General features: G+C 73.1%; 16 protein-coding genes and 1 pseudogene. 2 read left to right on the top strand and 15 right to left on the bottom strand.

Annotation, left to right across the window (positions count from 1 at the left end; genetic code table 11):
- Window positions 1-39 precede the first annotated feature (39 nt).
- From ACZ4YL_RS27220 to ACZ4YL_RS27200, 5 genes are all read right to left on the bottom strand, one after another.
- Complete coding sequence (locus tag ACZ4YL_RS27220; protein ID WP_468120119.1) at window positions 40-1,221, bottom strand: LLM class flavin-dependent oxidoreductase; 1,182 nt, start codon at window positions 1,219-1,221, stop codon at window positions 40-42.
- A 128-nt stretch (window positions 1,222-1,349) separates the two neighbouring features.
- A complete protein-coding gene (locus ACZ4YL_RS27215) occupies window positions 1,350-2,114 on the bottom strand; it encodes a GNAT family N-acetyltransferase (protein ID WP_468120118.1) in 765 nt (254 codons plus the stop codon).
- A complete protein-coding gene (locus tag ACZ4YL_RS27210; protein WP_468120117.1) occupies window positions 2,111-3,133 on the bottom strand; it encodes a transporter substrate-binding domain-containing protein in 1,023 nt (340 codons plus the stop codon). The genes ACZ4YL_RS27215 and ACZ4YL_RS27210 overlap by 4 nt, the downstream gene beginning before the upstream one ends.
- A gap of 90 nt (window positions 3,134-3,223) precedes the next feature.
- Entirely contained in the window at window positions 3,224-4,030 is an 807-nt protein-coding gene (locus ACZ4YL_RS27205) for an amino acid ABC transporter ATP-binding protein (RefSeq protein ID WP_468120116.1), read from the bottom strand.
- A complete protein-coding gene (locus tag ACZ4YL_RS27200) occupies window positions 4,027-5,040 on the bottom strand; it encodes an amino acid ABC transporter permease (protein WP_468120114.1) in 1,014 nt (337 codons plus the stop codon). The genes ACZ4YL_RS27205 and ACZ4YL_RS27200 overlap by 4 nt, the downstream gene beginning before the upstream one ends.
- Window positions 5,041-5,217: 177 nt before the next feature.
- Here ACZ4YL_RS27200 and ACZ4YL_RS27195 point away from each other — a divergent pair, with 177 nt between their 5' ends.
- Window positions 5,218-5,943, top strand: coding sequence for an ISAs1 family transposase (locus ACZ4YL_RS27195; RefSeq protein WP_468120113.1), 726 nt, complete (start codon window positions 5,218-5,220; stop codon window positions 5,941-5,943).
- 114 nt (window positions 5,944-6,057) lie between these two features.
- On the opposite strand, the gene ACZ4YL_RS27190 is transcribed toward ACZ4YL_RS27195, so the two are convergent.
- The 9 genes and pseudogenes from ACZ4YL_RS27190 to ACZ4YL_RS27150 form a co-directional block, all read right to left on the bottom strand.
- Window positions 6,058-7,272, bottom strand: a complete 1,215-nt coding sequence (locus ACZ4YL_RS27190; protein WP_468120112.1) for a hypothetical protein — start codon at window positions 7,270-7,272, stop codon at window positions 6,058-6,060.
- Window positions 7,269-7,814, bottom strand: a complete 546-nt coding sequence (locus ACZ4YL_RS27185) for a hypothetical protein (protein ID WP_468120111.1) — start codon at window positions 7,812-7,814, stop codon at window positions 7,269-7,271. Before ACZ4YL_RS27185 ends, ACZ4YL_RS27190 begins: the two co-directional genes overlap by 4 nt.
- Before the next feature lie 85 nt (window positions 7,815-7,899).
- Window positions 7,900-10,791: a M48 family metalloprotease gene (locus ACZ4YL_RS27180; protein ID WP_468120110.1), complete on the bottom strand. Its 2,892-nt coding sequence runs from the start codon at window positions 10,789-10,791 to the stop codon at window positions 7,900-7,902.
- Window positions 10,791-11,396 (bottom strand): hypothetical protein, encoded by a 606-nt coding sequence (locus ACZ4YL_RS27175; protein WP_468120108.1) that lies wholly within the window; start codon window positions 11,394-11,396, stop codon window positions 10,791-10,793. Before ACZ4YL_RS27175 ends, ACZ4YL_RS27180 begins: the two co-directional genes overlap by 1 nt.
- Window positions 11,397-11,550: 154 nt before the next feature.
- Window positions 11,551-11,790, bottom strand: a pseudogene (locus ACZ4YL_RS27170) (Fur family transcriptional regulator); the annotation flags it as partial.
- A gap of 296 nt (window positions 11,791-12,086) precedes the next feature.
- Window positions 12,087-13,196, bottom strand: a complete 1,110-nt coding sequence (locus ACZ4YL_RS27165) for an aryl-sulfate sulfotransferase (RefSeq protein ID WP_468120107.1) — start codon at window positions 13,194-13,196, stop codon at window positions 12,087-12,089.
- A gap of 51 nt (window positions 13,197-13,247) precedes the next feature.
- Window positions 13,248-14,246: an ABC transporter substrate-binding protein gene (locus ACZ4YL_RS27160; RefSeq protein ID WP_468120105.1), complete on the bottom strand. Its 999-nt coding sequence runs from the start codon at window positions 14,244-14,246 to the stop codon at window positions 13,248-13,250.
- A gap of 32 nt (window positions 14,247-14,278) precedes the next feature.
- Entirely contained in the window at window positions 14,279-14,998 is a 720-nt protein-coding gene (locus tag ACZ4YL_RS27155; protein WP_468120103.1) for an ABC transporter ATP-binding protein, read from the bottom strand.
- Entirely contained in the window at window positions 14,995-15,774 is a 780-nt protein-coding gene (locus ACZ4YL_RS27150) for an ABC transporter permease (RefSeq protein WP_390173007.1), read from the bottom strand. The genes ACZ4YL_RS27155 and ACZ4YL_RS27150 overlap by 4 nt, the downstream gene beginning before the upstream one ends.
- Before the next feature lie 152 nt (window positions 15,775-15,926).
- On the opposite strand from ACZ4YL_RS27150, the gene ACZ4YL_RS27145 reads away from it, so the two are divergent.
- Window positions 15,927-16,496: a helix-turn-helix domain-containing protein gene (locus tag ACZ4YL_RS27145; RefSeq protein WP_351161803.1), complete on the top strand. Its 570-nt coding sequence runs from the start codon at window positions 15,927-15,929 to the stop codon at window positions 16,494-16,496.
- Here ACZ4YL_RS27145 and ACZ4YL_RS27140 read toward each other — a convergent pair.
- Window positions 16,480-20,391, bottom strand: coding sequence for an nSTAND1 domain-containing NTPase (locus ACZ4YL_RS27140; protein WP_468120101.1), 3,912 nt, complete (start codon window positions 20,389-20,391; stop codon window positions 16,480-16,482). The two genes, ACZ4YL_RS27145 and ACZ4YL_RS27140, sit on opposite strands and share 17 nt — an antisense overlap.
- Window positions 20,392-20,447 lie beyond the last annotated feature (56 nt).

Below are 20,447 nucleotides of genomic sequence, written 5' to 3'. Positions count from 1 at the left end.
TTCCGGAGGGTCCGGGTCGGGCGGCGGGCCGGGCCGCGATCAGGCCGCGGGCCGCGCGTAACGGTTGGCCGGGCGGTCCAGCCCGAGCAGGCCGCGCAGGGTGTCCGCCTCGTACTCCTGGCGGAACGCCCCGCGCCGCTGCAGCTCCGGCACCAGCCCCCGGGTGATGGCGGGCAGGTCGTGGGCGATCACGCCCGGCCGCAGCAGGAAGCCCGACAGGCCTGCCGAACGCCGTTCCAGGAGCAGGTCCGCCAACTGCCCGGGGCTCCCGGCGAAGAGCGCGCCGTCATCGGCGTACGGGGCACCCGCGAGCGCGTCGAGGCGCTCCAGGCGTGCGGCGGCCGCCGGAGCGTCCGCGTCGAGGAACACGGTGAGGTCCCCGAAGAGGTGCAGCGGGTCCGCCGCGGGCCCGGTCGCCTCCCGGGCCCGCCGGATCGCCGCCACGGCGGCGCGCGTACCGCCGTCGTCGCGCGCGGCCAGGTATCCGATCTCGGCGGACCGGGCGACGAGCGCGTACGAGGCCTCGCCGTCGCCGGACGCGCTGACGAGGGGCTGTCCCTGCGGCGGGCGCGGGGTGATCGACGGCCCCCTGACGCTGAAGTGGCGGCCCTCGAAGTCGATGTGGTGCAGCTTCTCGCGGTCGATGAACCGGCCCGTGGCCACGTCCCGGATCTCCGCGTCGTCCTCCCAGCTGTCCCACAGCCGCCGGATCACCTCGACGTGGTCGGCGGCCTCCGCGTACAGCTCCCCGTCCGCGAACGGAGCGGTCCGCCGCCCGAAGTGCCGTGCCTCGTGGGCGAGCCCGGACACCTGGATGCGCAGGCCGGCCCGTCCCCGGCTCACGTGGTCGAGCGTGGCGATCGCCTTGGAGATGTGGAAGGGCTCGGTGTGGGTGGCCGTCACGGCCGGGACCAGCCCGATGTGCCGGGTCAAGGGTGCGACCCGGGCAGCGGTGAGCACCGCGTCCAGCCGCCCGCGGACCCGGTCCGTGCGCGCGTCGGGTCCGGTGGGCGAGGAGGACTGGAGGGCGAGGCCGTCCTCGAAGGTGATGAAGTCGAGCAGCCCGGTCTCGGCCTCGACGGCGAGACCGGCCCAGTAGCGGGCGGTGAAGAGCTCGGCGGGCCGGGCACCGGGCTCGCGCCAGGCGGCCGGGTGCCGGCCCGCGCCGTCGAGGGCGACGGCGAGGTGCAGGGGCGCCGGGGACGATGAGGAAACGGACACGGGGAATTGCGCCTTCCTGCTCGGCGTACGAAAAAGGGAAGCCGATGCGGGATCACGTAATTCGGCCCGTCATCAATTTCTTTCGAAAACGCTACGCCCGATAGCGGTGCCATACAATGACCGGAATATTAAGAGAAGTTGGCAGTGGTGTTGCCCGGGGCCCGGACGGCCAGGAAGAAGGGCCGGCGGCGCAGGGTGAAGCCGATCGACTCGTAGAGCCGGATCGCCCGCGTGTTGCTCGCCGCGGTGTGCAGGAACGGGACCTCGCCGCGCTCCCGGATGCCGGCGGCGACGGCCCGCACCAGCCTCGTCGCCAGGCCCTGGCCCCGGTGGTCGGGATGGGTGCACACCGCGCTGATCTCGGTCCAGCCGGGCGGACGCAGCCGCTCCCCGGCCATCGCGACCAGCCGGCCCTGCCGGCGGATGCCGAGGTAGGTGCCCAGTTCGACGGTGCGGGGCAGGAAGGGCCCGGGCTCGGTCAGCCGGATCAGCGCGAGGACTTCCGGCACGTCGGCGGCGCCCAGCCGGACCGCCTCCGGGGCCGGCTCGGCGCGCAGCGAGGTGTCGACGAGCTGGACGCCCTGGATCCGCCCGACGGTCTCCCAGCCGTCGGGCGGGGTCAGCACCCCGGCGAGCGAGGCGACCTCGCCGTCGCCGATCAGCGCGCGCAGGTCGGCCCAGGAACGCGGGTCGCCCGGGGCAGCCCTTAGGGCGGCGAAGGGCGAGACGTCCGGGGAGTAGCGGGCGGCGCGGGCCGCGGGGGCCGCGGGGGCGCCGTCGGCGCCGCCGCCCGCCGGGTACTCGGCGAAGGCGGTGTGCGCGCCGGTCAGGGAGGCCCAGGCCGGGTTGTCCAGGACGTGAGGGGACAGCGAGGTGTGCGCGGGGGTGCTCACGAGTTGCTCAGGGGCAGGCCGGGCGGGTTGACCTCCGAGGTCTTGACGGCCTCGTTGGACAGGTTCCAGGCCGCCAGCAGCTTCTCGTACTGGCCGTTCTCGATCAGGTGGTCGATGGCCGCCGCCACCGGCTCGGCCAGCCCGCTGTCCTTCTTGGCGGTCGCCGCGATCAGGCCCTGCAAGGACTCGCCGGCGCCGGAGAAGGCCCCCGCGTTGCGCGTGGGGGTGCTGCCGTTCGCCGTCTGGGTGACGTGGTAGGCGATGGAGGGGTTCGGGGCGAAGTTGATGTCGATCTTCTTGCCGCTCAGGGCGAGGAAGGTGCTGTTGGTGTCGGGGAAGTGCTTGACGGTGAGGTCCTTGCCCTCGGTCTGCAGCTTCTTCTGCCACTCCAGGAGGATCTTCTCCTGGTTGGTTCCCGAGCTGACGGCGACCGTCCTGCCCGCGAGGTTGCGGTAGTCGCCGTCGAAGTTCCAGGGGCTGTCCTTCAGTACCTCGAAGGCCAGGTTGTCCTGCCGGTACGAGGCGAACTCGTACTTCTTCTTGCGTTCCTCGGTGACCGTGACGTTGGTGAACGCCACGTCGACCTTGCCGCTGTCGATGCCGACGAAGAGGTTCTCCCAGGTGGAGTTCTTCACGACCGGCCTGAGCCCGAGGGCGGCGGCCACCAGCCGGCCCAGGTCCGGCTCCGCCCCGGTGAGCGTCTTCTGGTCGGTGCCGAGGTAGGCCAGCGGCGGGAAGCCGGCGGGGAGCGCGCCGACGCCGACGACCAGCTCGCCCCGTTCGCGGACGGCCTCGGGCAGCCGTGCGCGCAGCGACTCGACGACGGGGACGGACAGTTCGGTCTGCCGGGCGGCGCCGTTGGACTCCGCGCCGACGGTGACCTTGCCGGAGGAGGCCGTCGCCGTCCCGGTGGCCTCGGCGTCACCGCACGCGGTGAGTCCGCCGGCGAGGGTCACGGCGGCCGTCGCGGCGCCGAGGCCGCGCAGGAGTCTGACGCGCAGGGTGGGCTCGTGGTGCATGGCGTTCCTTTGCGGGAGTGGGAGGGGGCGGGGGAGTGGGAGGGGCGGAGGCGGAAGGGAGGAGGGGCGGACGGCGGAGCCGGAGCGGGGTCACAGGACCTTGCTCAGGAACTCCCGGGTGCGCGGGTGGGCGGGCCGGTCCAGGACCAGCGCGGGCGGACCCTGTTCGACGACGCGCCCGTCGTGGAGGAAGACCACCTCGTCGGCCACCTCGCGGGCGAAGCCGATCTCGTGCGTGACGATCACCAGCGTGGTGCCCCCGGTGGCCAGCTCCTTGATCACGGACAGCACCTCGCCCACGAGCTCCGGATCGAGCGCGGACGTGGGCTCGTCGAAGAGGATGACCCCCGGCCGCAGCGCGAGGGCACGGGCGATGGCCACCCGCTGTTGCTGCCCGCCGGACAGCTGCCGCGGATAGGCGCCGGTCCGGTCCCCGAGCCCGACGCGGTCCAGCAGTTCCCGCGCCAGGGCCTCGGCCTCGGCGCGGGGGAGTCGCCCGGTGGCGATCGGAGCCGCCGCGACGTTGTCCAGCACGGTGAGGTGCGGGAAGAGGTTGAAGTTCTGGAAGACGAAGCCGATCCGGCTGCGCTGGGCGAGGATCGCCCGCTCGCTCAGCTCCTTCAGCCGCCCTCCGTGCCGCCGGACGCCGATCGGCTCGCCGCCCACGCTGACGTACCCAGCCTCGGGCCTCTCCAGATGGTTGATGACCCGCAACAGGGTGGACTTCCCCGAGCCGGAGCGCCCCAGGACGACCGTGACCGTGCCCGGCGCGACCGTCAGGTTCACCCCGTCCAGGACCGGCCGGCCCGCGAACCACTTGTGCACGTCGTGGACCTCGATCGCGGCGGGCGGCGCAGCGAGAGCATCGGTCGTGGTCGTGGTCGTGGTCGCGGTCATCGGGCCGTCTCCTTCCGGAAGCGGACCCGCAGCTCGCGCAGGGCCGCCCGGACCCGCTGCGCCGGGGTGGGCGGCAGCGTGCGCAGCGCACCGCGCGCGTAGTACCGCTCGACGTAGAACTGGACGACGGAGATCAGGCTGGTGAGGATCACGTACCAGGCGGTCGCCACCAGCAACAGCGGCACCACGTCGCCCGAGTAGGTGCCGGCCAGGTTCTGCACCGAGCCGAACAGGTCGAGCAGGGACACGTAGAAGACCAGCGAGGTGGCTTTGACCAGCCCGATCAGCAGGTTCACGTAGGAGGGGACGATCGCGCGCAGCGCCTGCGGCAGAACGATCCGGGTGAACCGGTAGCGCCCGGGCAGCCCCAGCGCGGCCGCCGCCTCGTGCTGGCCCTGGTCCACGGAGAGCAGACCCGCCCGTACCACCTCGGCCGCGTACGCCGCTTCGGCCAGGCTCAGGCCCACGACCGCGATGACCATGTCGGGGGCCGGCCGGGATTCGTCGAAGGTGAGGAGGGCCGGTCCGAACGGCACCCCGATGCTGAGGGTGGGGTACAGCGCCCCGAGGTTGTAGAGGAAGAGCAGGACGACGATCAGCGGCACGGATCGCAGCAGCCAGACGTACGTCCAGCTCACCGACCGCAGCACCGGGTTGGCGGAGAGCCTGGCGAGGGCGAGCAGAACACCGCCGGCCAGGCCCAGCACCGCGCTGTACGCGGCCACCTGGAGGGTGATGAGCAGCCCGTCGAGGATGACGGGCCGCAGGAACCAGTAGGCGAAGCGGTCCCATTGGTAGAAGGGGTTGGTGAGCAGCCCGTGCACGGCCTGGGAGGCGAGCACCAGCACGACGCCGGTGGCGAGCCACCGCCCGGGCCGGCGGAGCGGGCGGACCCGTTCGGCCGGCGCGGGCGGGCCGGAAGGGCCGGTGGGCGCGGCGAGGACAAGGGATTCGGTCACGGACACTCCAGCAGCTTCGACAAATCGAAGAATCGAAAAAGCAGCCGTCATGCCGGAAAGAAGAGGCCGCCGATGTCGTTGTCTGCGGCGTAAACTAGGCAGCCCGGAGAAGGGCTGTCAACGTTCCTGATCGGTATCCGGATAAGCGTGCGGCAATTTAATCGGCCGTACATGAAACGCCTTCCGGCGAAATAATTCGGGGTGCATGGAGTGCGTGGGGTGCGCGGGGTGTGTGGGCAGAGGCAGCTGGCCGCGATGGCGCACAGCGGAGAGGTCCTCGCCCAGCGTCAGGTCGCCGACAAGAGCAACGAAATCCCTTCCTTCGCCCCGCTGTTGAACGGTGTCGACCTCACGCATACCGTGATCACGGCGGACGCCCTGCACACCCAGCACGGCCACGGCGCCTACCTGCGTTCGCGAGGAGCCCACTACATCGCCGTCGTGAAGAGGAACCACCCCGGCCTGTTCGACCGGGTCCGAACCCTGCCCTGGCGTGAGATCACGCTCGACCACTACGAACGCACCCGTGCCCACCACCGCATGGAGATCCGCCGGCTGAAGACCGCCGCGTTCGCCCGCTTCGACTACCCCGACGCACGCCAGGCCCTCCACGTTGTGCGCTGGAGACGAGACCTCGGAACGGGCAATCTGACCATCGAACGCGTCTACCTCATCACCAGCCTGCCACCCGGCGCGGCCACCGGTGCCCAGATCGCTTCCTGGATCAAAGGCCGCTGGGGTATCGAGAACCTCCTCCACCACGTCCGTGACCGGACCTTCCGCGAGGACGACTCCAAAATCCGTACCGCTCAGCTGCCCCGCACGATGGCCAGTCTCCGGAACCTGGCCATCGGCCTCCACAGGCAAGACGGCCAGAAGAACATCGCAGCCGCCCTCCGCCACGCGGCCCGCGACTACCGTCGGCCCCTGACCCTCCTCGGCCTCACCGGATGAGGCCAGACAAGATCACTTCACGTAAAGGCCCTGACTCCACCGCCCGACCTCACTGCTCCGGCCGCACCGCCGGCCAGGGCGGTCGGGCCCGTACCTGCGACGTCCGTCCGCTCCTCAGCGGGGCGCCGGCGGATCGGGGAGCGCGGCGATCTTCTCGCTGTTGTCTGCGGCCAGGCGTACCAGGCGCTGGTACTCCTCCTCGGTGAGGGCTCGGTCGGAGGTGTGGATCTCGCCGTGGTACTGCCCCCGGGTCGCCTCTCCGACGGACGGGCCGGTCGCGGTGCACGACAGGTCCTTCGACTCGCCCGGCTTGATCGTGAGGGCGCCCGAGCACTCCGGGTCCAGCTTCACCGGCGTCCCATCCCGGTCGACGGCCCACGAGTAGGTCACCGGGACGGCCTTGGAGGCGTCCGGTTCCGAGGTGGACCCCAGGTAGGTGACGGTCACCCGGGCGGTGAAGACGCAAGCCGTGGGGGTGCACTCACCCTTGTAGTCGCGCAGGATCTGGGTGGCCACGTCGATCCGGGGATCCACCGCGTCGCGGATCTTGGGCAGTTTCGCGCGGAAGTCGGCGGAGAACCGCTCCACCTCAGGCCGGGACGGCACCTCGACGTCGAGCACGACCGTGTCCCCGAAACTGATCCGGTCGACGAACCGGACGCCGTTCGCCTGCTGGTCGCTCAAGCAGACGGTGGTGTCGCCGACGTGGAACGGGGTGCAAGTGTGGTCGCCCACGGTGACGGGCTTGCCGACGGTGATCTTCTCGTCCGGGACGTCCTCTGCCCGTACGGTCTTCGCCAGCGCCGGGGGCGCCAGGGTGGTGGCGAGGTCCTGGGAGAAGAACATCCCCGGCTGTACCATCGAAGGCTGCTCGGCGAGCACCTCCGACTTCTCGGCCATGCCGAGCCCCCGCCATGCCTCGGTCTCCCCGCGCAGGAACGACCTGCCGCCGATGCCCGCGTAGTCGAGTGCCGGAGTGCCGGGCATCGCCAACGTGCCGAGCGCGTCGGCGGGCTTGCTGACGATCAGGTCCACCTGTGCGTCCTCGCCGCCCGCAGCTCCTTTGATGCCCATGGTGCCCGTGTAGTGCAGCGCCGGTAGGTCACTCAGGAGGCCGGCGGCGCGCCTCAGCTCGGCGCGTGGTGACGAGCCGCGGGCGTCGTTCGCCCCGTCGTCGCCGTCCGGCCCTATGAAGATCCACAGGAGCAGGCAGGTGACGGCGAGGAGGAGGAGAAGCAGTGCGAGCAGCAAGGTCCGCCAGCGCGAGCGGCGGCGCGCGTCCGGATTCGGCGCCGGACCAGGCGTGGGGGAGGAGACGGTCTCGGTCACTGTCCGTCACCTTCCTTGCCCTTGAGCGGAGTGAGACAGGTGACCGGGATGATGGTGGGCCAGGTGTACGACTGCTCCACGACGATCTTGCCGTCGACGGTGATGCGGCAGGTGGTCGTGCCGGTTCCTTCGAAGCTCTCACGGTTCGGGATGGCCCCGGTCTCGCAGGAGTCGCCGCCGGTCGCGCGGCCGAGACATCCGGTTCCGTTGGCCATCAGGCTGACCCACAGGTCCTTGCCGTCCACCGTGAGCGTGGTCTTCCACGGCGACCGGGCCGACAGTTTCCCGTCCTTCTCCCCTAGCACCTGCATGCCGTCGGGGCCGGTGATGTGCCCGAAGTAGTTGATCGCGACCGGCCGCCCGTAGTCGGAGGTGACCTCCAGGACGACGGTGTGGCGTTCGCCCGGCTTCTTGTCCGGGGCGGTGGTGCCCTTGTCCGCGCCGTCGTCGCCGCCTCCGCCGCACGCGGTCAGTGCGAGTGCGCCGCTCAGGAGCAGGACCGCGATGCGCCGCCGCCGCGACGTGGTGGGGGTGATCGTCATGTGCCCTCCGGTGGGGTCGGTGAGGTTGGGTGGGTCGGTGGGCCGAGGTGTCGGGTCGGCAGGGTCAACTCCTGCCTTTGCGGAGTCACTTCGGGCGGATCGCCCCCTTTTCAGCAAGCCAGTAGGACATCGCGTCGACCGAGTCGATCGCGTTCCGGCGGGCGGTGTCCGCCGCCTCGGCCATCGTGAGGTCCGGCCGCGTGGCCAGGGCCCGACAGGCATCGGTCATCTCCCGGTGCCGGGTCAGCACACGCGTCCACATCCGCTGTCCCGTCGTGGAGGGCACGCCGAGGTAGGCACCCGCCCGCCAGGTCGCCCGGTCCATCGCTCCACAGGCGTTCGTGACCCGGTCCATCGCCTGGAGGAAACCGGCGTCGTCGGTGGCCTCGCCCACGGCCGTGAAAGCAGCGCTGTACCGGAGCTCCGCGGCCCGCAGCGCCTCAATGCGTTCCAGGCCGCCCGCCGTCGCCCACGCCTGGTGCTGGAGTCGGGATACCGCGGCCGAGGGCTCGGGCGCCGCCCGGTCCGGCACCAGGGCCGGCCTGGAGGCCCGTCCGGGCGCCGCGGACACGTCCACGGCGAGTGCTGTCGCTCCGACCCAGACCACGACGGCTCCGACCGCCGCCACGCGGACAGCACGCCGCCACTCCGGACGGAGCGGCCGCTCCGCGACCGGCGCAGGCCGCACGTCCGGGTGCGGCCCAGCCCTGCGCCCGGTGGTCACACGACGCACGAGCAGCGCGGCGCCCCGGCCCGCGAGCCCGGCGCCGCGACCCACGAAGGCGGCCAGGCCTGCCACCGGCGTGCCCAGGGCCACGGAGTAAGGGACGTGGACCTCCCGCGAGAGCGACCAGGCCACCGCCGACGGCCCGCTGCCCGCGTCCGCCCGGACCAGGGCGTGCGCGGCCGCGACGCCCAGCAACGCGGTGATCCCCGCCGCCACCAGTCCGGCTGTCAGCCACCCCGAGTCGGTGAGCGCGGCGACGACGGCGGCGGTCAGGGCCATCGCGGCGCAGATGGCCAGAACGGGCACCATCATCTGCGCCAGGCGGAGCGGCCCGGCCGCCCCCGAGGCTCCGAGCTCCGTGTCCCGCAGCCGGGCCAGCGCCACGGCCAGCCCGGCCGAGCAGACGATTCCGCCTGTCAGCCCGCCCGCCAGCCAGGCGACGGGCGACCGTCCCCGTCCGCCGACCCCTCCACCGCCCAGGCGGGAGGCGATGACCAGCGCGAGCACGGGCAGCGCCCAGAGCAGCACCTGCGCCCACCACAGACTCCCGGCACCCGTGAGCGTGCCGGGCAGCACGCCCAGCACCGCGACGATGTGCCACAGCGGCCCGAGGTCCGAGGGCGGGGGCGGTAGTCCGGGCAGTCCGTACGAGGCCAGCACCCCGGCCGTCGTGAACGGCCAACCGTCCGTGAGGACCTCGCCCACGGACCACCACCAGAACAGGACCGAGGCGTACGCGAGCGCGGGCACCGCCAGGCCCGCGAGCATGGCTGGCCACGGCGGACGTTCCTGCCGGGGCCGCAGCCACCACTCGGCGTTCTGCGCGGTCCACGTCATCAGCAGGACCAGCGCGGCCACCAGAATCAGCAGCGCCTCAGGGTGGGCGGGCAGCCACTGGTTCATCGCGGCGCGCGGCCCGGTCAGTTCTCCCACCACCACGCCGAGCCCGAGCCACAGGCCGGCGGACCACCCCGAGGGAACCGTTCGCCCCGCCCGGAGCGCGTACAGCACAGCACGCCACAGCGCGACGCCGCCGATGCCGACAACCAGGCCCGCGACGAGCACGGCACCGAGCCACAGGAACTCGTACGGCAGCGCGCCCAAGTGCCAGACCAGGATGTCGGCCGCCAGCCCCGTGAGAAGAAGAGGCAGCGCCCTCAGAGCGAACAGCGCCCTCGGGTCGGCCAGGGAGGCGCGGCGCAGGGCCGGCGACGGGTGCGTGTGCCAGAGCGCGGCGAACCGGACGAACGGTTTCCGCCACCCTTCCCCGGCGTGCCGGCGGACGGCGCCGTCCTCCCACGGCTGCGCGCTCGCACCCCAGCGGGCCGCCATGAGGTCGGCGTAGATCTCACGGTGGCGCAGGATCTCCAGTCGGGAGAGGCAGACCGCCAGGACCAGCAGGCCGCCGAGCACCTGGGCGTGCGTGTTGAACGGGGCGTACATGCCCCGGACCTCCGCCGAGCCGCGCAGGAGGAGGACGTCCAGGCCGACGGCCGTCCACGGCAGCAGCACCAACACGAGGAACACCCGCCACAGGGCTACGGCGGCGTAGGTGATGCCGATGTCCTTGTGGTGCAGGTGCGCCAGCTCGTGCAGCACCACAGCACGGAACCGCTCCTGTTCGCTGTCGGCGGTGACCACCAGGCCGCCGTCCAGGCGGATCACGGGCCGGCGCGGGCGGCCGAACGCGACGGCGCCGGTCGCCCGCGAAGCCGGATCGACAACGAAGCTGGGCTTGCGGTTGAGTCCGGCAACGGTCACCAGCTCGTCCAGCAGCGGCCGGAGGCGGCCGTGCACGTCCACGACGTCCAGGGGAACTACCCTGGTGCGCCGGGTCCGCCACAGCGGCAGCAGCCGGTAGACGGCGAATGCCGCGGCGAGCGCCACGAGCCCGACGCCGACCGACACGGTGGTGAAGTCCTGCGTGAACCGCGCCGTGCACTCCTCCAGCGCGGCGGGCTGACGCTGGGACTGGACGAAGCTCGCGTTCGCCGACACGCTCGGGTCGATCCCCGCCGCCAGGAAACAGGCCGCCTCCAGATTGGCCTTCTCCGGTGAGGCGAGGAGGTGCCAGACGGTCCGGGGGATCATGCTCGCGCCAGCCGCGGCCAGTAGGGCCAGGAGCAGTGCGAAACGTAAGGTGGTGCCGGCCACGAGGACCCGCTCGTCGGGCGGGGCCGCGTCGGCGGGCTGCTCGGCGGCCCCTGCGCCGGAGGCGGCGTCGGGGGCGCCAGCGGATAAGACGACCATCAGGCCCCGACCGGCTCGGTGCGTTCGTCCGGCCGTTCCGGCCCCTCCGGTCCGCCGTCCCGCCCTGCGGATTCGTTCGGTTGTACCGGTGTGTCCGGCAGGGCGGGCCCGTTCGGGCGGACCGGTGTGTGCGGGGCAGGCAGTTCGGGTGGGCCGTCGGGCTCGGCCTCCGCAGCGGCCAGCGCCCCGGGCTCGGCCAGTACCAGCCGGGTCACCACCGCGTCGGCGATGACCGCCGCGCGCTCCGGCTCCAGCCCGCGCTGCGCAGCCATCGTCAGCACCGACCGTCGTACGAGCGCGAGCTGCTCACGCGTCAGCGGCAGGATCACGACCGGCTCGGGGGTCGACCTGCGGAAGATCCTGCGCAAGGCGGTGCCGGTCCTGGCGACCCGGTTCTCCACCCAGGTCCCCACGATCTGCTGCGTAGCCTGATCCACCGCCAGCCACACCACTGGGGTCACCAGCGCGGCGACCTCACCAAGCCCGAAGCCCAGAGGCTCCCGCCGCCGGACCTCGCCGCCCAGCCGCTGCACGGCCGTGGCGTCGTCGAACCTGGCGAGACCCGCCAGCAGCGGCAGTTCCTCCGGGGCAACCTCGGTCACCACGTCCCGAACTAAATCGCGTACACGAAGCACTTCGACGTCCATGACACCTCCACCCAGCCGGCAGCCGACGACGTGAAACCAGAGACTAACGCTCCGGCGCCGCGCGGGGCTCGGAACGTCATTTTCCGGAACACGGCCGCGAGCCCGATGGCGCTCAGCCCGCGGCGGCGCAGGTACCGAAGATCTCGACGGCGTGGTCGACGTCGACGAAGCCGTGCTCCGCGGCGATCGCGTCGGCCCACCGCTCGACGGCCGGGCCGCCGACATCCACCGCCTTGCCGCAGCCACGGCACACCAGGTGGTGGTGCTCCTTGCTCACGCAGCGCCGGTAGACCGACTCGCCGTCGGACGTGCGCACCACGTCCACCTCGCCGACGTCGGCGAGGGACTGGAGCAAGGGACGCAACTTTGTGCGGGTGGTACTGGAAGCCGTGGGCGTACAGCGTCATCCGGGCGTCCACCGGCACGCTCCAGCGCGGCGGGCATGGGAGATGATGCAGGGGCAGGCACGGTCTCGTTCGTTTCTCATGGGTCTCGACAACCACATGATCACCGACGCCGTGCCTGCACTGCTTCCCGACCCCAGAACAAGACATGACATGACGTCACGGATAGGGCACGCGAACCGGACGAATCCGCTTCATGCAATGCCCCTGGGTGTGTGGGGCTGACGGGGTGTGAGGGTGTGTCTCACAGCCAGGGGATCTGCTCCGCAGCGTACCGGTAGGCGCGGAAGACCGAGTTCTGTGCGCCGGCCGAGGACTCCAGGCCCACGCCCTCCCCGAAGGACCGGAACTGCGGGACCACGAACTCCCACACGACCTCCCCGCCGGGGGTCACCTCGAAGAGCCGTCCGAAGGAGCCTTCGGCGATGAAGGTGTTGCCGTTCGGCAGGCGCTGGGCGCTGGACATGTACGGGCTGAAGAAGTTCTGCGGCGGGTTGTCCTCGTACGCCCACACCTCCTTGCCGGTGGACGGGTCGAGCTCCAGCACCCGCGAGTACGGCACCGAAGTGGTGTCGCGGTAGGTGCCGTTGTCGAAGACCAGCAGGGTACCGCCGGGCAGTTCGTGCGGATGGTGCTGCTGGGCCAGCACGTCCGGGCCGATGCGCCACCGCACGGATCCGTCGGCGCGGTCCACCGACACGGTGGTGGACGCGCTGCGGAAGCCCACCACAATCGATCCGTCCGCGCTCTCGTTGACGGTGTTGGCCATCGGCCAGTGGTTGCGGGCGAAGTGCGGGTTCAGCGGCACCTCCTCCGGGTCCAGGTGCTCGATGGCGGCCCAGCGCCACACGATCTCCCCGTCCCAGGTCAGTTCGTACACCACGTCCCCGTAGATCACCCCGCCGGGCGCCTCGGATCCGGGGATGCCGCCCCGGATCCGGGCCGCGTCGGCCGGGGCCAGCGGCTCGACGGCCCCGATGATCAGGTTGCCGTTGCGCAGGAGCGAGGCGTCGTGGTGGTGGAAGGGGTGCCGGACCTCGCGGATCACCGTCGAGTCCGGGGCCAGCTCCTGGAAGATGCCGCCGTGGTAGACGTCCCAGATGGGGAAGAGGGTCGGGCCGCCGGTGTCCTTGGCCGCGTAGAAGAGGTTCCCGTTCGGCAGGATCTGCGCCTGGCGGCCGGGCGGGTGCGGGGAGTTCCAGGTGTGGACCGGCCGGCCCTCGATGTCGACGAGGTGGATCTCGCCGGCGCTGGTGATCGGTGTGTAGAGGGTGAGGCCGCCGTAGCTGCGCTCGGGGTCGTGGGCGATCAGGCCGACGCCGCGGCGGCGCAGGGTGTTCTGGTCGACGGTCATGGGATCTCTCCTGGGTGCGTGTGCGTGTGGGTGCGCTTGCGCGTGCGTGGTTCAGCGGACGGTGACGGCGGCCGGGTCGACGGCCGTCAGGGGGCCGGCGTTCAGGTACCGCAGCAGTGCGGCGCGGTCGGCGGCGCCGGGCAGGTGCTGGGCGGCCTTGGCCCAGGCGGCCTCCTCCTCCAACTGCGTGAGCAACTCGGGGGAGAGGGTGGCGCCGTACGTGTAGCGCGGCTGGTAGGTGTCGACGTAGGCGGCCTGGAGGACGCCCTTGGACTGGGCGAGTACGGCCTTGCGCGCCCCGGCCGGGTCGGCGCCGAGCTCCCGCTGGGCGCGCAGCAGCGTGCGCAGGACCGCGGTGGTGCTCTCCTCGTTCGCCGAGGGTCCGGCGACGAGGAGGGTCCTGGCCGTGTACCCCGCGAAGGGGAGCTCGGCGTAGGAGCCGCCCAGGGCGGTGCGCGCGGCGTCGTAGAAGCTGGGGAAGGTGACCCCGGCGTCGACGTCACCGCGGGCCAGGGCCGAAGTGACCTGGTTCGGGGCGAGGTTGACCACGGTGACGTCCGCCGCGGTCAGCTGCGCCGAGGCGAGCATCCGCGACAGCGCGTACTCGACGTTCGTGCCCTGCGGAACTCCGACCTTGCGGCCCTTCAGTGCGGCGAAGCCGGTGATCTGCCGGTCGGTCCGGGTGAGTAGGCGCCAGTCGGAGAACCGGGACAGGTCGGCGACGACCCGCAGCTCGCGCCCGCCCAGCGCAGCCGTCACGGCGGGCAGATCGCCGACGACGCCGAGCTGGGCCTGGCCGCCGAGTACGGCGTTCAGCGCGTCCCGGCCGGTCGGCTGGGTGGTGACGGTGGCCTCGATGCCCTCGGCCGACCAGAGGTCGCGCTCCTCGGCCACGTAGACGGGGGCGCCGCCGAGATGGTCGCTCGCGGCGAGGGTGACGGCCGGACGGCCGCCGTCCGCCAAGCCCGGCGGGGAACCGGCGCAGGCCGTGGCGAGCGGGGAGAGCAGGGCGGCCAGCAGTACGGCGGCCACCGCGCGGGGTCTGGGCATGGTGAACAGTCCTTCCGTGGACACGAGCGGGATCATTCGGAACCGAGGTGGCGGGCGATCAGGGAGCGCAGGTCGGGATCGGGCGGCCCGGCCGGCACGGCGTGGTCGGCGAGCACCCGCCCGGGACTCCCGCCGAGGACGATCACGCGCCCGGCGAGCGCCAGCGCCTCGTCGATGTCGTGCGTGACGAACAGGACGGTGGTGCCGCGGCGCTGCCACAGCTCCCGCAGCAGGGTCTGCATCCGGGTCCGGGTCAGCGCGTCCAGCGCTCCGAACGGCTCGTCCATCAACAGCACTTCGGGTTCGGCGGCCAGCGCCCGGGCCAGCGCCACCCGTTGCTGCATCCCGCCCGACAGCTGGGCCGGGTACTTCTCCGCGCCCTCCGCGAGCCCCACTTCGGCCAGCGCCGCCAGGGCGCGCCGGCGGCGCTCCGCACGGGGCAGCCCGAGGCGCTTGAGGGCGAACTCGACGTTGCCGCGGGCCGTGCGCCACGGGAACAGCGCGTAGTGCTGGAACACCACACCCCGCTCCGGGCCAGGCCCGCGCACCGGCTCCGCGCCCGCCGTCACCTGCCCGGCGATGGGCCGTACGAAGCCGGCCACCGTGTTGAGGACCGTGGACTTGCCGCATCCGCTGGGCCCGAGCAGCGCCGTGAACGAGCCCGCCGCGAACTCCAGGCCGGTGTGCTCCAGCACCGGCGCGCCGGCCCCGTAGCCCGCCGAGAGCCCCTCCAGCCGTACCGCGAGGCTCATGACGCGCTCCAGTGCACGAACCGGCGCCCCACGGCGGCCAGGACGAGGTCGACGGCCACCCCGAGCAGCCCGAGTACGAGCAGCCCCGCGAACATCCGGTCCACCCGCAGGAACTGGCCGTCCACCTGGAGCCGGTAGGCCAGTCCGCTGTCCGCACCGCCCAGTTCGGCCGCCACCAGCGCGAGCAGGGCCACCGAGGCCCCGTAGCGCAGCGCCGCGAGCAGGGCGGGTGCGGCAGCGGGCAGCAGCACCTCGGTGAACCGCCGGTGCAGCGGGGCCCCCAGCGACCGGGCCGCCCGCAGATGGGAGACCGGTACCCGGGACACCCCGTCGTGGACGTACAGCCAGACGGCGAGGAGGACGGCGTACGCGATGAGCAGGCGCTTGGCGCTCTCGCCGATGCCGAACCAGGCGGTCGCGAGCGGCACCAGCGCGATGGCCGGGATCGGCCGCAGGAAGGAGATCACCGGGGTGACGGCGGCAGACACCTTCGGCAGGTAGCCGGTGGTGAAGCCGAGCGCGCTGCCGATGACGGCGCCCAGGGCGAAGCCCTGTCCGGCCCGGGCCAGGCTGGCGCCGAGGTCGGCGGCCAGGGTGCCGCTGCGGGCGCTGTCCGCCAGGGCGGCCGCGGTCTCGCCGGGTGTGGGCAGCAGTCCCGGGGCGACCCCGCCGGAGTGGGCGAGGAGGTACCAGAGGGCGAGTACGACGCCGGCCGCGCCCAGGGCCGGGCCGAGTCCGGCGAGGCCCCGGCCGGGGGGTGAGGGGGTGGCGTGCACGGGGCGGCTCCTCGTTCGTTCCGGCGCGTTCGTTCCGACGCGTTGATAAGTGAGGTCAATAATTGACCACGCTTATGTCGGGAGTGTTGCGGCAGTGCGAAACCTCCCGCGGCCCCCCGGCACGCCGGACCCGATGAGGTACGTTCACCTGCGTGTCTCGCCCAGAACCCACCCCCGAAGCGATCGAGGTCGGACGGGTGATCCGCGGCTGCCGCAAGCAGCGCGGCGTCTCCATGGCCGTACTCGCCACCCGCTCAGGCCTCTCCCAGCCCTTCCTCAGCCAGCTGGAACGCGGACTCGCCACGCCCAGCCTCAGCTCGATCTACCGGATCGCCGAGGCCCTGGACGTCACCCCGGGCACCTTCCTGCGGCCGCCCGACCGGCCCGGCGCCGTCAGCCACGAGAGCGACCCCCAGGTGATCCGCGTGAACGAGGCCGCGGGACAGATCGCCCAGGTGCTCATCCCCGGCGGGCGCAGCACTGTGATGGAGGCCTACGAGCACCACTTCGAGCCCGGCCGGGGCGAGCGCGGCTGGTTCGAACACCCCGGCGAGGACTTCCTCTACGTCCTGGAGGGCGAAATCGTCCTGGAGGTCGAGGGCGAGGACCCGCTGACCCTGCGCGCGGGCCAGAGCGCCCACCACCGGGGCGAACTCCCGCACCGCTGCCGCCTGTCGGGCCCGGCCGCGGCACGCACCCTGCTCGTCATCGCGAACGCCTGAGCCAGACCGGCACGGCGCCCCCGAGGGCCGGACCCCCGTCCCGCCCCGCGGACCCGGCCGTACGCAGCCTGTCGACCGCCGCCAGCCGCGCCCCGACGTCCAGGTCCCACAGCCGAACGGTGCCGTCCGTACTGCTGCTGGCCACCGTCCGCCCGTCGGGGGCGAAGACGACGCCCCACACCGCGTTCGCGTGGCCGGACAGCGTGGCCACCGTCCGGCGCCCGGCCACGTCCCACAGCCGGACCGTGCGGTCGTTGCCGCTGCTCGCGAGCGTGCGGCCGTCGGGGGAGAAGGCGAGGCCCCGCGCCGAGCCGGTGTGCCCGGCCAGCGCCGCCTGGAAGCGGTGGCGCCGCGCGTCCCACAGCCGTACGGTCCCGTCGTTGCCGCTGCTCGCCAGCGTCCGCCCGTCCGGGCTGAAGGCCACACCGCGCACCGCGCCCCGGTGGCCGGTGAGGACGGCGAGCGGGCGGCGCCCCGCCACGTCCCACAGACGAACCGTCAGATCGTCCCCGGCGCTCGCCAGGGTGCGCCCGTCGGGGCTGAACACCACATCGTTGGCGAAGTCCGTGTGCCCGGTCAGGACGGCGAGCTGGCGGCGCCCGGCCGCGTCCCACAGCCGTACGGTGCCGTCGGAACCGGCCGACGCCAGCGTCCGCCCGTCCGGGGAGAAGGCCACCGCGAACACGGTCCCGCCCGGGCCGTCGAGCACGGCGGACCGGCCGCGCGCCGCGGTGTCCCAGAGCCGGATCGTGCCGTCGGAGCCGGCCGAGGCCAGGGTCCGCCCGTCGGGCGCGAAGGCCACCGAGAACACCGTCTCGCCGTGCCCCGCGAACGTGGCCAGGACCCGGCGCTCCGCGACGTCCCACAGCCGTACCGCGTGATCGGCCTCCGCGGTGGCCAGCCACTTCCCGTCCGGGCTGTACGCGGCGTGCCAGACCTCCGTGAACGGCCGCGAGGCCAGTACCGCGCCCCGCAGGTCCCACAGCACCACCGACTGGTCGAAGCCGGCGGTGGCCAGCATCGCGCCACCGCTGTCCACGGCCACCCCGAGTACGTAGTCGGTGTGTCCGGCGAGCGTGGCCGTGGCCCGGCCCCCGGCCACGTCCCACAGCCGGGTCGTACCGTCGCCGCCCGCGCTGACGACCGTCGTCCCGTCCGGCGTGTAGGCGACCGCGTTGACGTCGTCGCTGTGCCCGGTCAGCGTGGCCGTCGTCCGGCGCCCGGCCACGTCCCACAGCCGCACCGTGCGGTCGACGCCCCCCGTGGCGACCGTACGGCCGTCCGGGGCGAAGGCCACGCCCAGCACCTCGTCGGTGTGCCCGGTGAGGACGGCTGAGGGACCTGCCTCCACCGGGTCCCACAGCCGTACGGTCCGGTCGGCGCCGGCCGACACCAGCGTCCGGCCGTCGGCGGCGTACGCCAGGGCGTTCACCCGCCCGGTGTGGCCGGTGAGGGACGCGAGGGCGCGGTGGTCCCCGGCGGCGTCCCACAGCCCGATCGTCCCGTCGGCACCGGCGACGGCCAGGCTCCGCCCGTCGGGCGAGAAGGTGACGGCCCGGGCGCCCGCCGTACTCGCCGGCAGCTGCGCCCCCGCGCCACGGCCGGCGGTGTCCCACAGCCGCGCCGGCCCGTCCGTCGACGTGGCCGCGAGCATCGAGCCGTCGGGACTGAAGGCCACCGCGCGCACCCGCCCGGGCATGGTGAAGGCCGAGATCGTCCGGCGGTCGGCCACCCGTCTCAGGAGCACCGTCCCGTCGGAACCGGCCGTCGCCAGCAGGCCGTTGCCCGGGCCGAAGGCCACCGCGTTGACCGGCCCGCCGTGCCCGCCCAGACGGGCGACGAACGGCTGGGACTGGGTGCTCAGCAGCGCCCCGCGGGCCTCGCTCGTCGCCGAGGTCCGGTACGCCTCCCCGGCGAGCAGCATCGAGGCCTCGGGCCGGCCAGCGGCCAGCGCCGCGGACTGCAGGGCGAGCGCCCGCGAACGGGCGGCGCGCTCCTGGCCCAGCGCGCCCGAGCGCTGCTGGTACGCGAGCCCGCCCGCACCCACCGCGAGGACCAGCAGGACCACGAGCGTGGCCAGCGTCCACTGCCGCAGCCGCACCTGACGCCCGGCCTGCTGCTCACGGCTGTCCTGCGCGTCCTGGCTCGCCCGCAGGAAGGCGGCCTCCGGCGGGCCGAGCCGGCTCCTGCCGTCGTGCTCGTCGGCCCAGGCCCGGGCGGTCTCCAGCCGGGTCCCGCGGTGCAGCGCCGACGGGTCGCGGCCCTCGCGCTCCCATTCGGAGGCGGCGTGGGTCAGTTGCTGGTGGACCAGCAGCCCGGCCCGGTCGGCGCGGATCCAGCCGCGCAGCCGCGGCCAGGCGTGCAGCAGGGCCTCGTGGGTGATCTCGACGGTGTCGCTGTCCATGGTGATCAGGCGGGCCCGGACGAAGGTGTCGAGCGCGGCCGCGGCGGGACCCGCGTCGGCCAGCTGTTCCATCAGGGCGGTCCGGCTCATCCGGCGGCGCGTGGCGCCCGTACCGTCGGCGACGTGCACCAGCCGCACCAGGACGCGGCGGAGCGTGTTCTGCTCGGCCGGGTACAGGCTGGTGAACACCTCCTCGGCGGTGCGGGCGATCGCCCCCTGGATGCCGCCGGTGCGCTCGTACCCGTCGACGGTCAAGGTGGCGCCCTCGCGCTGGCGCCAGGTGGCCAGCAGGGCGTGCGAGACCAGGGGGAGCACCCCGGAGGGAGTCCGGTCGGGCTGATCGTCGCGCAGTCCGGCATCGCTCATCAGCAGCGGGAACAGGCCCGGTTCGAGGGTGAGACCGGCGAGGTCCGCCGGGCGGGTGATCGATTCCCGCAGCTCCGCCAGGGACATCGGGGGCAGGACGAACAGCCCCCGGGTGAAGACCGGGGCCAGCTCCGGCAGGTCCAGGCAGTTCCCGGAGAAGTCGGCCCGTACGCCGAGCACCACGACGGCGGGGTCGAGCCCCTCTGCTCCGAACCCCTCTGCTCCGAGGCCGTCCGGTTCGAGGCCGTCCGGCTCGGGACGCGCGGCCGCCAGAGCGCACAGCACCCGGACGAACGCGCGCCGCTCGTCCTCGTCGGAGCACAGCGTGAACAGCTCCTCGAACTGGTCGACGAGCAGCACCGGACGCGGGGGCGGCGGCGTCCGGTCCGGGCCGTCCGCCGGGGGAGGCCCCGAGCGCCGCCGGACGGCTTCGAGCAGCGCGTGCGGCCGGTCCCGGACCTCGCCCACGGTGACGCCGGGATCGCCGCCCAGGGCTTTCGCGGCGCAGTCCAGCAGTTCCTCCAGCGGGTGCGCGGTGGGCGTGAACCGCAGCACCGGCCAGGTGTCGGAGCCCGCCATCGGGAAGCCGCCCCCGCGCAGCGCCGGCACGAGACCGGCGTTCAGCAGGGAGGACTTGCCCGCGCCCGACGGGGCGAGCAGCATCAGCGGCCCGTCGCCGATCCGTTCGAAGACCCGCTCGATCAGTTGCGCCGTCGCCCGCTCCCGGCCGAAGAACCAGCGGGCCTCCCGCGCGGTGAAGGCCGGCAGGCCCCGGTAGGGGCACTCGCCGTCGGCCTGCGGACCGGCGTCGCCGCCGCCACTGCCGTCGGCCCCGCCGTCGCCGCGCGGCCCCGTTTCCCGGACCATCCGCACCAGTTCACCCCCGGCCCGCAGTACGTCGTCGCAGCGTCGCGCGACGTCGACGGTGACGCGCTTCGATCCGGTCTCGATCTTGCTCAGATAGCCCTTGCTGTAATGGGTCTGCCGGGCGAGGTCCGCGAGGGACAGGCCACGTTGCACCCGCAGACGTCTCAGCTGTGCGGGAAAGGGCATCGCGGCCTCGTCGGACCCGTGCGGGCGGTCGGTCTCTGGCCGGCGGTCCGGATCCCCCAAGACATCCCCCATGGCAGTGCGCGCCCAGGCAGCGGTACGGGAGCGCCCAGGCTACAGCGGGGGTGGGG

It is taken from the genome of Streptomyces sp. NPDC030021 (assembly GCF_055574035.1).
This window is presented reverse-complemented; position numbering and strand designations above follow the sequence as displayed.

Bases quoted from the DNA above. Each gene is read 5' to 3' on its own strand.
- ACZ4YL_RS27210 (WP_468120117.1), bottom strand. From the start codon at position 3,133: ATGCACCACGAGCCCACCCTGCGCGTCAGACTCCTGCGCGGCCTCGGC.
- ACZ4YL_RS27205 (WP_468120116.1), bottom strand. From the start codon at position 4,030: ATGACCGCGACCACGACCACGACCACGACCGATGCTCTCGCTGCGCCG.
- ACZ4YL_RS27200 (WP_468120114.1), bottom strand. From the start codon at position 5,040: ATGACGGCTGCTTTTTCGATTCTTCGATTTGTCGAAGCTGCTGGAGTG.
- ACZ4YL_RS27185 (WP_468120111.1), bottom strand. From the start codon at position 7,814: ATGACGATCACCCCCACCACGTCGCGGCGGCGGCGCATCGCGGTCCTG.
- ACZ4YL_RS27180 (WP_468120110.1), bottom strand. From the start codon at position 10,791: ATGGTCGTCTTATCCGCTGGCGCCCCCGACGCCGCCTCCGGCGCAGGG.
- ACZ4YL_RS27165 (WP_468120107.1), bottom strand. From the start codon at position 13,196: ATGACCGTCGACCAGAACACCCTGCGCCGCCGCGGCGTCGGCCTGATC.
- ACZ4YL_RS27160 (WP_468120105.1), bottom strand. From the start codon at position 14,246: ATGCCCAGACCCCGCGCGGTGGCCGCCGTACTGCTGGCCGCCCTGCTC.
- ACZ4YL_RS27155 (WP_468120103.1), bottom strand. From the start codon at position 14,998: ATGAGCCTCGCGGTACGGCTGGAGGGGCTCTCGGCGGGCTACGGGGCC.
- ACZ4YL_RS27140 (WP_468120101.1), bottom strand. From the start codon at position 20,391: ATGGGGGATGTCTTGGGGGATCCGGACCGCCGGCCAGAGACCGACCGC.